Below are 13,022 nucleotides of genomic sequence, written 5' to 3'. Positions count from 1 at the left end.
CCGGGGCTCAATGAGCCATTGGGTCAGTCGGTGATGACTGTTCCATCGAGGTGGAGGCCGAAGCCGTAGTCGTAGGTGTTGCCCTTCGAGTCGGTATAGGGGGTGACGTCCTTGGCGACGTCTTCCTTGTTGGCCTCGACCGTATCCATGTCTGTGGGGAACTGGATCGGCAGACGACCGTTGGACTCGTGCATGCCCAGGGCAATCCGGACGAGCGCCTCATCAGCAGTGCCGAACCCGACGATGATCGCATCGGACTGGGCTTCAAATTCCGCGGGAATCACCGGGTTCTTCGCGCGGATGAGCGTGATAAGTGGAATATCCTTACCGCTCGCCGCGACTGCGGCACTCGCGCGCTGGAGTGCGTCGAGGTCGGCCTCGTTACTCACCTTCGAGGTCTGGCCGTAGTAGGATCGGTTCTCCTTGGCACCATCGGACAGGATGTCGCCGGAGATGGAGGTCTGACGGACATTCGCACCATCGGCGGTGTAGGGGCGGTATTGCAGGGACAGCGGGTACCACGTGCCCTGTTCCTTGTTCCATCCCGAGTTCGAGAAGGAACCGCCGTTGTTGGGCGAGTTGAGGCCGACGAGGACGATGTCCGCAGTGGACAGGTCCGGAGCGGTGTAGGTGAAGGTGCCGTCCTCGTTCTCGGTCACCTCATCGGTGATAACCTCCTTGAAGTATTTCGCTAGAACGTCCTCATCGATGGAGGATCCTTCTGAAATCTCCGCATCGCCGAACAGGCTCGGCCATCCCAGATCGTAGCTGTGGGGGACGTAGACGGTCTTGTCAGAGAAGTCGGCCTTCTCATCAAGGGTGATGACGCCGTCATTCTTCAGCGCGACAATGGAGTTGAGCTGAGCCTCGATACCCGCATCCACCTTCTCCGGCGAACCGACGGTCGCCTCAGAAGCCCCGAGCTCGAGGTAGGGGTTGTCGAACGCATCAGCATTGAACTCCATGGTGAGGACGCGTTGAGCGGACTGGCGCCAACGAGTCTGCGCATCGATGTCATTCACACCGGCCTCGTAGTCAGCCTGCCACATGTCATACGCGGCCAAAACCGGTGCACCGTCATTATTGCCGCCGAACATATCAGTGCCGCCTTTGATAACAGCGTAGTGGCGCTCCTCCTTCGTCAGATCGGCGATGCCCCAGCCGGTCGCGATCCTGACACCAGGATCCGTCGTCGCATTGGTGATCCCCCAGTCGGAGCAGACGACACCGTCGAAGCCGTTCTCGACGCGCAGCTCTGCAAGCTTTCCCACATCGTAGGAGGAGCCCTTGCGATCCGTGTAGACGGGGTTGCCCTCGGCATCGAGTGTGATGGAGTAGGAGGTCATGACCGCCGCCGAGTCGAGTGCCTTCTGGAACACGGACCGATGCTCGGCGGAGTTCCCACCGACCATGACTTCATACTTGCCCGCATTGGTGTGCGATTCGCGGCCGCCCTCGCCCGCGCCGTCACCCGGCCAGTGCTTGATCATCGCATTCACGGACTGGTCGCCCCACCCCGTATTCGCCCCCTCCTCGTCGAAGGTTCCCTGGAAACCATCGACATACGCCTTCGCCATCTCGCCGGCCATGGCGGCGTCCTCGCCGAACGTCCCCGACACGCGCAGCCAGCGCGGCTCCGTCGCCAGGTCGATCTGGGGGGACAGGGCGGTGGAAATGCCAAGGGCCTTGTACTCCGACGACGCCATCCGACCGAACTGAAGAACAGTTTCGGGCGAGAACGTCGCCGCCAAACCAAGCGAACTCGGCCACTTCGAGATACTGCCGGCCTCAGTGAACAGACCCGTATTCGACGCATCAGAACGTGGATCCGAGGAGTAGTTGACAGGGATATACGGAGTCTCGGCCGACGCCAGGGTCTCTACATACGCCTGCATCTCATTGACCCACTGAACATTCTGCTTCGTATCCGACGGGCCGGCATTGAGAACATTGCGCAGGAACGACGTCGACAGATACGTCTTCTGATCATCTGTCAAACCATCGCCGGGAGCACGCTCGTGGGACGAGAACAGCATCAGGCCCGACATCTGCTCCTTCGTCAGGCCAGACACATAATCAGCCGCGCGCTCCGCGGCACTCAGACGCCAGTCCTCAGCAGGATCCAGCTCCCCGTTATCATTGAGGTCCTTGAAGGCGTACGTGTAACCGCCATCTTGAACCTCAACAATCCCCATCCCGCCCTCGACGGAATAGGACAGGGTCTGTCCGCCGTTAGGATTCAGAACCTGAGTGAAGGTCGTTTTCCCATCCGTCTTCTCAGCACTGGTGAAGGACTTGCCGGTGTTCCCACCGGACGCGGTCTGGGTGGCTGAGCACCCCGCAAGCGAAAAAGCAAGCACACCAACGGCGGCCACCGCACTCACACCACGAGAATTCCTCATCGCATTCTCCTCAAAATTGCAGATCAACATCGACATCTGTGCAAGGATCGCGCCGACACACCAACGTGGCCGACCGACACCACCGACACTATTCACTCCCGCACCCCCAGTCCCCCGCGCCAACATGATCTGTCGATTTCAACGGACAAACTGTCACCCCGTTACACGACCGTGACCAACCCGTGTCCGCACCCTCGTCGAGTGCTGCGCTTCATGGTGCACTGCATCCACAATGCGAAAGCTCTACAGTGGAGAGGACGCTGTTTGCACCGACCGATAGAACCCGACCCCTGCAGCGCGCCCAGTGCCTGCCGCCACCGATGGAGCATCAATGTCTGATCCCCGCCTGATCTTCACCGACCTCGACGGAACGCTCATCAGTCATGATCAGACCATTCCCGCATCCGCCCTCAACGCTGTACGAGAGGCTCAAGCGAGGGGCCATCAGGTGTTCATCTGCACCGGACGATCCCTGCCCGAGCTCTACCCGTATCTGTACGACATCGGTTTCAACGGGGTCATCACCGGCGCGGGCGCACATGTCCAGGTGGGCGATGATCTGCTCTGCGATCTGCGGATCGGGGCCGGTGCGATCCAGGAAGTGACACACATTCTCGCTGATCGCGACGGCACGTGGATTTGGCAGGGGCCCGACGCGATACACCCCTGCGACACCTTCGTCGACTACTTCTCCGCGGCGGACAGCGGCTTCGCGAGGGAGTGGAGCATCTACATCCAGTTGATCAGCCCGTTCTTCCGCCCCGGTCTGCCCGATTCGTCATCGAAGTGCACCGCGTACCTCCCCGCCGGATCGGCGCGCTTCGAGGAGATCGAAGAGGCGCTTCCCGCTGGACTCACCATGGTGCGCGGCTCCGTCGACAATGGGATCGACCTCAATATCGAGATCACTAGGGCAGACGCAACGAAGGGGACCGCGCTGCGCCTCATCACCGATCACCTAGGCTTCGACATCGAACAGACGATCGCCCTTGGAGATTCCGACAATGATATCGAGGCGTTGAAAGTCGCAGGAGTGGGCGTTGCGATGGGGAATGCGACACCGGGCGTGAAAGCTGCGTCGGATATGGTGACCGCCCCGATCACGCAGAACGGCTTCGCAATGGCGCTCCGCGAACTCGGCCTGGTCCGGCTGACGCCGCCCTCCGCCGCTATCCGATCCGGGCGCCCCGTTGCCGCGAGTTCTCCCATATCGCGGAATGCACCGTGTCCTACTTCACGGCATGAAAGCGAATAGGCAGGTTAGGCGTTATCCTTGAATGTGACGCACATCCTACTGCGGCGGTCTTTTAGGAGGATCCGATGAACCAGGCAGAATCCATTCTTGAGGCGCTTGGCGGGTGGGACAACATCACCGCCCTCGAAGCATGCATCACCCGAATCCGTGTCGATGTCACTGATAGTGACGCCGTTGATGAGGCGGCACTGCGGCAGGCGGGCGCCTTTGGCGTGATCGTCGTGTCCAACACCGTCCAAGTCGTCATGGGCCCGGAAACGGAGAGCATCGTCGATGCCATTGAGGCGCTGAAGTGCCCCTGACGCTTCACGCGCCGATCGATGGGACGCTCATCGCACTGAGCGATGTCCCCGATCCAGTCTTCGCCGAAGAACTCGTCGGCCCCGGGCTCGCACTCGCCCCCGCCGACGATGCCACCCGCCTCGATGTGTGTGCGCCGGTGGGCGGCTCCATCGTCACCATCCATCCCCATGCCTTCGTCCTGCACTCCGAGGAGTCCATTCCGCTCCTCGTCCACCTGGGCATCGACACGGTGGAATTGAAGGGGGCGGGATTCACCCGTTACGCGGACAAGTCCGCTCCGGTCAAAGCCTGCGATCCGCTCATCGGCTGGGACCTGGGCCCCGCGCGCGCCAGTGATCACTCCGTCGTCGTACCAATCATCGTCCTCATCCCCGCGGGTGTGTCGATCCGCATGCTTGAGGACCTGGGAACCACCGTGAAGGCCCGCACCCCCATTGCTGAAATCATCATTACCGATGACTCCGGAGGACCCGCGCTCTGACGCGGACTGGGGATCCGCCGCAGCGACAGGCGGGTACAGACTCAATCACGCATCTGCGCGTCAATACGGGAGAAAAGCGACATGAGACGCTCATTGGTCGGCAGATCCTCTATGAGGACCTCCTCGCCATCCGAGTCGCACAGCGGTACGCGCCAGTTCGGATACTCCTGGTCGGTCCCCGGCAAATTTTGCGGGCGCCTATCCCCCACCGCGTCGACGAGTGAGGCGACTACCAGTTGGGATGGCGTTTTGGCAACGTATTCGTGAAACGCCTCGATGAGTTCGCGCTCGCTCGGCTCCGGGGAAGAGACGAGGCCGTATTCACGCAGACGCGCCGTCATCTGCTCCAGTTCCAACCGGTCCTGAGCGCGAACATCGGCGACGTCCTCGACGAGCAGTCCGAGTTCAGCGCGCAATGTCGTCTGAATGCCGGCGAGGTATCCGGCCGTGGGCGGCAGGTCGTGCGTGTTGACTGCGGCGAGGCAGGCGCGCCGGTAGTTCCCCGGATGAAGCGGCCAACCGCCAGAGTCTTTTTCGAACCACAGGATCGATGTTCCGAGGATGCCGCGGTCGCGCAGATAGTCGCGGACCCAGGGCTCGACCGTACCGAGATCCTCACCGATAACAACGGCGCCCGCGCGCTGTGCCTCCAAGAGGACAACGCCGACCATCGCCTCATGGTCGTAATAGACGTAGGTGCCATTGCGCGCCCCCATCCCCGAGGGGATCCACCACAGACGGAACAGTCCGAGGATGTGGTCAATGCGGATTGCCCCGGAGTTGGTCAGGGCTGCGCGAACCATTTCGCGAATCGGCGCATACCCCGATTCGGCGAGCGCCCTCGGCGACCACGGCGGCTCCGACCAATCCTGTCCCTGCTGCGAATACATGTCCGGAGGTGCCCCGACCGTCATGCGGGGGGCGAAGACATCGCGATTCGTCCACGTCTCGGATCCCCTCGAGTGGACTCCGACGGCGAGGTCCGCCATGATGCCGATGTCCATACCCACCGCCTTGGAGATCCTGTGGACGCGCCTCATCTGCTCGGAGGCGATCCACTGGCACCACTGCCAGAACTCGATGCGATCCGCCAATTCGAGCCGCATACGGTCAGCAGTCGGCTTCGTGAGCGTCGCGAATTCCTCGGGGAAGATAATGCTCTCATTCACTTCTGCGAGGGCGCACCACAGCGCGAAGTTACGCAGATCATCACCGCCCATGTCCATGAAGTGATGGAACTGAGATTCCCTGTGGTAGCAGCGCGGCAGGGCGAAGATGAGTTCGAGGGCCTTGCGCTTCGCCTCCCACGTCCGATCACGATCGACGAGGGTCTCGGCATGCGGCGCCGCCGCGGCGAGGCGCAGTTCTTCGACAGCGCGCTGAGTTTCGGCGGGTGCGCTCGAGAATTCGGTAATCGCCTCCGGCCTGATGTACACGGGATTGATCCAGCGCCGGGAGACCGGCAAGTACGGCGAGTTCTCCATCGGTGCGACCGGAGAGGACGCATGGATCGGATTGATGAGGAGGAAGTCCGCTCCCTTATCGGCGCAGATAGCCGCGAGATTCGCGAGGTCCTCGGCGTCTCCGATACCCCAGGAGGACTGCGAGCGGGTGGAGTACAACTGCACGGCGACGCCCCATCGGCGCTTGGAATCGCTGAGCGGGGTGTTCGTCAGAGTATCGGGGACAACGATCAGTGTCGTTGAGTGGACGAAGCCGCCTTCGAGGGTCGCGACAACGCGGTGATAGCCGAGAGGCAGGTGCGCAGGGATTTCAAAGGTCGCACGGCCGATCCACTTTCCGTCGATATTGCGCGCGGGATCCCAGTTCTCGAGTTGAGGGCATTCGCCGGTGGTGCCATCTTCAAGAATCCACGTGACGCGCACCCAGGACCCGTCGGGCACATGGACCGGGAAGTCGCGACGACTCCCCTCGCGCGCGATGAGCGTCGCGGGGAGTGTGCGGCGCCAGATTCGATCCTCGGTCACGCGCAGGGCGTTATCAACATCGGCGACGGTGGCGTCCTGGGTGACGGGAAGGCCGAGCGATTCGAGGACGGCGAGCAGTGAACGCGCCCCGACATCCTTCTTATTGCCGTACCAGTCCCACAGGAATGTTCCCACTCCGTTGCGGTCCGCGAGGAGGCGCAACTTATCCAGATCATCAGCTGCGGGGGCACTCGAATCCACGAATCCTGCTCCTTCGATTGATTTCGTGTTGATCTCCCATCTTAGGAGCGAAGAGAAGAAGATGACATTGAGATGTCCGTGCAGTTCGTCACGTCATCACTCCTCAATGGTGCGTCTTTCACGGCTCGTCCCCGCCGATGATCTCCTTCATCTTGCCCGCGATCTCATCGGAATCCGCGCCTGCGATGATTTGGACGACCGGACCTGAGCGAAGGACGGCAAGGACGCAGGGAATGCGCAGATCGTCCTCGCGAACGGGGAGCTGGCTGACAACCTCGACGCGGATTCGCAGCGAGCACGGCTCGATGCCGACGATATTGTCACCGCCCCCGAGCGCCTCTACGAGCGCGCGAGCCGCATCCATCACGAATCCCCTTCCCGTCTCATGCGATCCGGGCCACAGTCTAACGATGACAGACGTGCCGGGCAACGCATGCCACGACGATTCCAACGCGGTGGTGAACAATAGTGGCATGACCGCTCCCGTATCCGTCCCCCTGATTTCCACTGAGCCTGTGGCATCAGTCCTGCGCATCCTGTGCCTTGAAGATGCGGGCGATGATATCTTCGTCGGTCATTCCCTTCCCCAGGTCCGCAGGGTCTACGGCGGCCAAGTCATCGCCCAAGCCCTCCTCGCGGCAGCGGCGACGATGGAGGACACCGCCGCGACCCACGAGCGCCTCCCCCACTCCTTCCACGCATACTTCCTGCGCGGAGGAGACCCAGAGCTCCCCTTCGTCCTCCAAGTCGAGAGGATCCGCGACGGACGCTCATTCTCCTCCAGGCGCGTCATCTGCAGTCAGGAGGGCAAGGAAATCCTCGCACTCCTCGCGTCCTATCAGGGGCCCGAGGGCGGTCTCGCCTTCGCTCCGCAAGCCCCGAGCATCGTCCAACCCGAAGATCTCGACTCCGCACTCGAGATCTTCCGCGCCATGGATCACCCCGTCGGCCGTTTCCTCGGCAAGACGACCGCCTTCGATGTCCGCCACGTCCAGCAATCGCTGTATACGAGTCCCGACCCATCGAGGGGGAACCGACAGCAGTTGTGGATGAAGCCCCGGGCCGATGTGCCCCGAGAGGCGAGCCAAGACGTCCACCGAGCGCTCCTCGCCTACATCATCGACCAGGTGATGTTTGAACCCGCGATGAGGGTCACCGGCCTGTCGTGGATGACACCTGGAATGTCAGCTGCATCCCTCGACCACGCCATGTGGTTCCATCGCGATGTCGACATCAACGAATGGCTGCTCTTCGACGGCGAATGTACGAACGTCAACAATGGGAGGACGCTCGCGAGGACGAGGGTCTTCACCCGATCCGGTTCGCTCGTCGCTGAAGCGGAGCAACAGGGGATGCTGCGTATTCCCGGTCAGGGCCAGCACGGCTCAGGACGCTGGGGATTCGGAGTCGATCCGGGGACTGGAGAACTGCGCGTCTCACCCGCATAACCGCAGATGCCGACAGGGCGGCCGACATGCTGTCGGCCGCCCTACGGCGCGCTTCCATCACCTCGCGCTCGAACCGCACGCGCTTCGGCGACTCGGTTCAGTCGCGCGTATTCGGGACCACGCCCTACGGCGCGCTTCCATCACCTCGCGCTCGAACCGCACGCGCTTCGGCGACTCGGTTCAGTCGCGCGTGAGCTTTCGGTGGGTGACTCGGTGGGGGGTGGCGGCGTCGGCGCCGAGTCGCTCGATCTTGTTCTTCTCATAAGACTCGAAGTTGCCCTCGAACCAGTACCACTTCGCAGGATCCTCCTCGGTGCCCTCCCACGCGAGAATGTGCGTGGCGACGCGATCGAGGAACCACCGATCATGGGTGATCACGACGGCGCATCCGGGGAACTGAAGCAGAGCATTCTCCAGGGAGCCGAGCGTCTCGACATCCAAGTCGTTCGTCGGCTCATCGAGGAGCAGCAGATTGCCGCCCTGCTTGAGGGTCAGGGCCAGGTTGAGACGGTTGCGCTCGCCGCCGGACAGGACGCCCGCGGGCTTTTGTTGATCCGGGCCCTTGAAACCGAAAGCGGACACATAGGCGCGCGACGGCATCTCCACATTGCCGACCTGAATGAAGTCCAGTCCATCGGAGACGACCTCCCACAGGGACTTATCCGGGTCGATGCCCACACGATTCTGATCGACGTAAGAGATCTTCACCGTCTCACCGATAGTGAGCTCGCCCTCGTCAAGGGAGTCAAGGCCGACGATCGTCTTGAACAGGGTCGTCTTGCCGACGCCATTGGGACCGATGATGCCGACAATGCCGTTGCGAGGCAGCGAGAAGGACAGGCCATTGATGAGGGGACGATCCCCGAAGCCCTTCTTGAGTCCCGATGCTTCGAGGACCACGGACCCCAGGCGCGGGCCCGGCGGGATCTGGATCTCTTCGAAATCGAGCTTGCGCGTGCGCTCCGCCTCAGCGGCCATCTCCTCGTAACGCTCGAGACGGGCCTTCGACTTGGCCTGACGGCCCTTCGGATTCGACCGGACCCATTCGAGCTCTTCCTTGAGGCGCTTGGCGAGCTTGGCGTCCTTGTGCCCCTGGACCTCGAGGCGCTTCTCCTTCGTCTCGAGATAGGTCGAGTAATTGCCCTCGTAGGGGTACAGATGCCCGCGGTCAACTTCGGCGATCCAGCCGGCGACGTGATCGAGGAAGTAGCGGTCGTGGGTAACGGCGATGACGGCGCCCGGGTAGGTCGACAGGTGCTTCTCCAGCCACAGGACGGACTCGGCGTCCAAGTGGTTCGTGGGCTCGTCGAGCAGGAGCAAGTCCGGGGCCTCGATGAGCAGGCGGCACAGTGCGACCCGGCGACGCTCGCCGCCGGAGAGAACGCTGACCGACTGGTCGGCGGGAGGGCAGCGCAGAGCATCCATCGCCTGCTCCAGCTGGGAATCGATGTCCCAGGCGTTCGCGGCGTCGAGGGCATCTTGTAGTGTGCCCATCTCATCCATGAGGGAATCGAAATCGGCGTCCGGATTCGCCATCTCCTCAGAGATCTCATTGAAGCGCGCGAGCTTGGAAAAGATTTCGGCCGCACCGAGGCGCACATTCTCAATGACGGTGAGCGACTCGTCGAGCATAGGCTCCTGCTCGAGGATGCCGACGGTGTATCCGGGGGTCAGACGCGCTTCGCCGTTGCTCGGCTCATCCAAACCGGCCATGATCTTCAGGATCGACGACTTGCCGGCGCCATTGGGGCCGACCATGCCGATCTTGGCGCCCGGGAAGAATGACATGCTGACGTCATCGAGGATCACCTTGTCCCCATGCGCTTTACGAGCCTTGATCATCTGGTAGATGTACTCAGCCACTGTTCTCCATCCAACGTATGCGGGTGCGACATCCGTTGCCGCCCAGTGACTCCATGCTAGGCCACGCCCCCACCATTCGGCGCACCGCGCTAAGGCGCAGCGGCGTGGGCGTGGCCACGTTGAATGCCTCCGTCGGACTCAATAAGCGAATGCGAGCGGTCGGGCCTCGCTCAATGCTGCTGCGGCCGCGTCGCCCTCGTTATCTGATTCGCTCACGAGCGGTCCCTCGTCCCGCTCGTGGGCGATGGGCGCTCGATGAGAGGACTGCGAGCGCTCCTCGTCACTAACCACTTCGAGTCCCGAGTAGACGGCGGGGGCAGCGTCGCAGCCCGCCTCGGTGCCCGCCTGGGGCTCAGACTCCTCCGCATCAGCGGTCGGCACCTGGTCGGCGCCCTCGTCGTCCGTCGCCTGCTCTGCATCATTGGGCGGAACGCTCCATTGATCGGGGGCCTGTTGTCCCTGCGGACGGCGGACCTTCGTGAAGGTCGAGCGCCCGAGAGTGAGGTCGTGGCCGATGGACTGCGCGGTCACAACGAGTTCCACATGCTGTTTTCCTCCGCGGTCGACCCATTGGTCCAGCGTCGAACGGCCCACCACAATAACGGGCTCTCCCTTGATGATGGAGCGAATGGCATTCTCAGCGAGCCGGTCCCACGCGCGGATCGTGTACCAACGGGTGCGCCCCTCAGTGAGGACCCCGTCATTCGAAACGAACCACTGGTTGACGGCGAGTCGGAATCGGATGGCGAAGTGGCCGCCGGCGGTCTTCGTCGTGGAAATGTCGGAACCGACATTGCCGCGCAGCGTGATGGTCGTGTCGTTCATTGGGTCCTCCGGGAAGTGTCCGAATCGTGTCGATACGGCCACTCTTGTCCGCCGAACGATGGCGGTCCACCGCGCCTGCGCCCCCTTGTGGATGGTGTCGCCCATTGAGGCTCCCTGTGAATGCACGCGCGTTGTGCATGCAGCGACCCGCGCTTGGGGCGGTGTCAAGCGTCGGTGGTAATGCCCAGCGCCAGTGCCTCCGCGGCGGCCTTCTTCGCCTGAGCCGCAGTGACGGGCTCAGTTGGGAAGAGGACGCGGCGGTAGTACTCGAGTTCTTGAATGGACTCGCGGATATCCGCGAGCGCCCGGTGCCCGCCGTGCTTGACCGGGGCGCCGTCGAATGCCTTGCGATGCCACCGCTTGGCGAGCTCCTTGATGGAGGAGACATCGACGACGCGATAGTGAAGGTGGTCGATGACGCTGGGCATATAGGCTTCGAGGAACATCTTGTCGGTGCCGATAGAGTTCCCGGCGAGCAGGGCGTCTCCTTTGGTGGGCACGAATTTGGTGATGTAGTCGAGGACCCGCGTCGTCGCCTCTTCGAGAGGCAGACCATCCGTGAGGTCATTGAGGAGGCCCGATGTGGTGTGCATATTGCGCACGAAGTCGTTCATATGGTCGAGTGCGGACTGTGGAGGTGTGATGAGGATGTCAATACCGGGGTCGACAATGGTGAGGTCTGCGTCCGTGATGACGACGGCGACCTCTACGAGGGCGTCCTCGACCACGTCGAGGCCGGTCATTTCGCAGTCCATCCACACGAGTGGGTCTTTGAGTTTCTTAGTCACGGCACCCATCTTAGGGCGTCGGATCGGCGCGTCGTCCGGCGGGCACCCCGTCGCCCTGTGATCATGGCGGAGCGCGGGGACGTCCTCGTCGATAGACTGCACATCTGTGAATGCGCGGACAGGACCGCTCTCATCCGCGTGATACCTTACCGCCAACGCGAAGGAGATAGCCATGAGCGACAGCATCCGAGCGGGCGCCACTCCTGCGGACGTCGAGAAGGCTGCGAAGGTTCTGCGCGGGGTCGTTCGCAGCACTCCCCTGTCCCGCTCGGAGCGTCTCAGCGACGAGGCAGGAGTGCCGGTGCTGCTCAAGCGCGAGGACACTCAGAAGTGCCGCTCCTTCAAGGTCCGCGGCGCCTATGCGCGGATGAGCGTGCTGTCGCCCGCTGAACGCGAGCGCGGCGTGGTGTGCGCTTCGGCGGGTAATCACGCTCAGGGAGTCGCTTATGCGTGCGCGCACCTGGGCGTTCACGGCACCATTTATCTTCCGAGTAACACCCCGTCGCAGAAGCGGAAGCGGATCAGGGTCATCGGCGGCGACTGGGTGGAGCAGGTCATTGTCGATGGGACCTTCGACAAGGCGAATGCACTCGCCCAGGAGGCGGCGCGGGTAACGGGCCGCATCTACGTCCACCCCTATGACGATGCGACGACGATCGCCGGACAGGGGACGATCGGAGTCGAACTCGTCGATCAGATGCCCGATGATACGGCGGCCGTTCTCGTTCCGGTCGGGGGCGGCGGTCTGATTGCGGGGATTGCGACATGGCTGCATGCGGTGCGCCCGGGGGTGGCGGTCATCGGCGTAGAGCCCGAGGGTGCCCCGTCGATGCGCGCGGCTCTTGACGCGGGGATGCCGGTAGACCTCGATCGTGTCGATCCTTTCGTCGATGGCACTGCTGTGGGGCGGGCCGGTTCACTCGCCTTCGATGCTGCGATGGCCTACGTCGATGATGTCGTCGTCGTCCCGGAGGGGGCGGTATGCACGGAAATGCTCGAGCTCTATCAATCTGACGGCGTCATCGCCGAGCCCGCTGGCGCTTTGGCGTCGACGGCGGTCCACACTCTTCTCGCCTCCCCCGAGCAGCGCCGTGCCCTTCTGGGCCGCGAGGACGGCGCGATCGTGACAGTCGTGTCGGGAGGCAATAACGACCTCACGCGCTACGCGGAAGTCATGGAGCGCTCGCTTCGCCACGAGGGGTTGCGCCACTACTTCCTCGTCACCTTCCCGCAGCAGCCGGGTGCGCTGCGCATGTTCCTCGAGGATGTGCTCGGCCCCGCCGATGACATCGTTCACTTCGAATACACGAAGAAGAACAACCGGGAGTCCGGGCCGGCACTCGTCGGAATCGATATCGTAGCGAAGGAGGACATCACGGGGCTGAGGCGCCGTATGGAGGACTCGCCGCTGCATGTCGAGGAGCTTCAGGCTGATTCAGAGATCTTCCGCTTCATGATCTGAGGGCAC

11 protein-coding genes are annotated in these 13,022 nt (G+C 62.7%); 5 read left to right on the top strand and 6 right to left on the bottom strand.

Going from position 1 to position 13,022, the window contains the following annotated elements:
* Positions 1 to 23: 23 nt before the first annotated feature.
* Positions 24 to 2,402: a glycoside hydrolase family 3 N-terminal domain-containing protein gene (locus tag BQ7471_RS04990; RefSeq protein ID WP_076464690.1), complete on the bottom strand. Its 2,379-nt coding sequence runs from the start codon at positions 2,400 to 2,402 to the stop codon at positions 24 to 26.
* 331 nt (positions 2,403 to 2,733) lie between these two features.
* On the opposite strand from BQ7471_RS04990, the gene BQ7471_RS04985 reads away from it, so the two are divergent.
* The 3 genes from BQ7471_RS04985 to BQ7471_RS04975 all read left to right on the top strand — a co-directional run bounded on the left by BQ7471_RS04985 (position 2,734) and on the right by BQ7471_RS04975 (position 4,441).
* On the top strand, positions 2,734 to 3,657 hold the full coding sequence (locus BQ7471_RS04985) for an HAD family hydrolase (protein ID WP_076464689.1): 924 nt from the start codon (positions 2,734 to 2,736) through the stop codon (positions 3,655 to 3,657).
* 65 nt (positions 3,658 to 3,722) lie between these two features.
* A complete protein-coding gene (locus tag BQ7471_RS04980; protein WP_076464687.1) occupies positions 3,723 to 3,959 on the top strand; it encodes a PTS sugar transporter subunit IIB in 237 nt (78 codons plus the stop codon).
* Positions 3,950 to 4,441, top strand: a complete 492-nt coding sequence (locus BQ7471_RS04975) for a PTS sugar transporter subunit IIA (protein ID WP_076464686.1) — start codon at positions 3,950 to 3,952, stop codon at positions 4,439 to 4,441. Before BQ7471_RS04980 ends, BQ7471_RS04975 begins: the two co-directional genes overlap by 10 nt.
* Positions 4,442 to 4,482: 41 nt before the next feature.
* Here the strand turns inward: BQ7471_RS04975 and malQ are convergent, their stop codons facing one another.
* Both malQ and BQ7471_RS04965 read right to left on the bottom strand, forming a co-directional pair.
* Positions 4,483 to 6,630, bottom strand: coding sequence for a 4-alpha-glucanotransferase (gene malQ / locus BQ7471_RS04970; RefSeq protein ID WP_076464684.1), 2,148 nt, complete (start codon positions 6,628 to 6,630; stop codon positions 4,483 to 4,485).
* A gap of 118 nt (positions 6,631 to 6,748) precedes the next feature.
* Complete coding sequence (locus BQ7471_RS04965; protein WP_076464683.1) at positions 6,749 to 6,994, bottom strand: PTS sugar transporter subunit IIB; 246 nt, start codon at positions 6,992 to 6,994, stop codon at positions 6,749 to 6,751.
* Positions 6,995 to 7,103: 109 nt separating this feature from the next.
* Between BQ7471_RS04965 and BQ7471_RS04960 the strand changes: the two genes are divergently transcribed.
* Positions 7,104 to 8,078 (top strand): acyl-CoA thioesterase, encoded by a 975-nt coding sequence (locus BQ7471_RS04960; protein ID WP_076466167.1) that lies wholly within the window; start codon positions 7,104 to 7,106, stop codon positions 8,076 to 8,078.
* A 180-nt stretch (positions 8,079 to 8,258) separates the two neighbouring features.
* On the opposite strand, the gene ettA is transcribed toward BQ7471_RS04960, so the two are convergent.
* From ettA to orn, 3 genes are all read right to left on the bottom strand, one after another.
* Positions 8,259 to 9,941: an energy-dependent translational throttle protein EttA gene (gene ettA / locus BQ7471_RS04955; protein ID WP_076464681.1), complete on the bottom strand. Its 1,683-nt coding sequence runs from the start codon at positions 9,939 to 9,941 to the stop codon at positions 8,259 to 8,261.
* 138 nt (positions 9,942 to 10,079) lie between these two features.
* Entirely contained in the window at positions 10,080 to 10,871 is a 792-nt protein-coding gene (gene ssb, locus BQ7471_RS04950) for a single-stranded DNA-binding protein (RefSeq protein WP_076464680.1), read from the bottom strand.
* A gap of 59 nt (positions 10,872 to 10,930) precedes the next feature.
* Positions 10,931 to 11,563, bottom strand: coding sequence for an oligoribonuclease (gene orn, locus BQ7471_RS04945; protein WP_076466166.1), 633 nt, complete (start codon positions 11,561 to 11,563; stop codon positions 10,931 to 10,933).
* Positions 11,564 to 11,726: 163 nt separating this feature from the next.
* On the opposite strand from orn, the gene ilvA reads away from it, so the two are divergent.
* Positions 11,727 to 13,016, top strand: a complete 1,290-nt coding sequence (gene ilvA, locus BQ7471_RS04940) for a threonine ammonia-lyase IlvA (protein ID WP_076464678.1) — start codon at positions 11,727 to 11,729, stop codon at positions 13,014 to 13,016.
* Positions 13,017 to 13,022: the final 6 nt, after the last annotated feature.

It is taken from the genome of Actinomyces mediterranea, assembly GCF_900155595.1.
GTDB classification, from domain to species: Bacteria; Actinomycetota; Actinomycetes; order Actinomycetales; family Actinomycetaceae; genus Pauljensenia; species Pauljensenia mediterranea.
The sequence above is the reverse complement of the archived record's forward strand: the minus strand, read 5'-3'. Positions and strand labels throughout refer to the sequence as shown.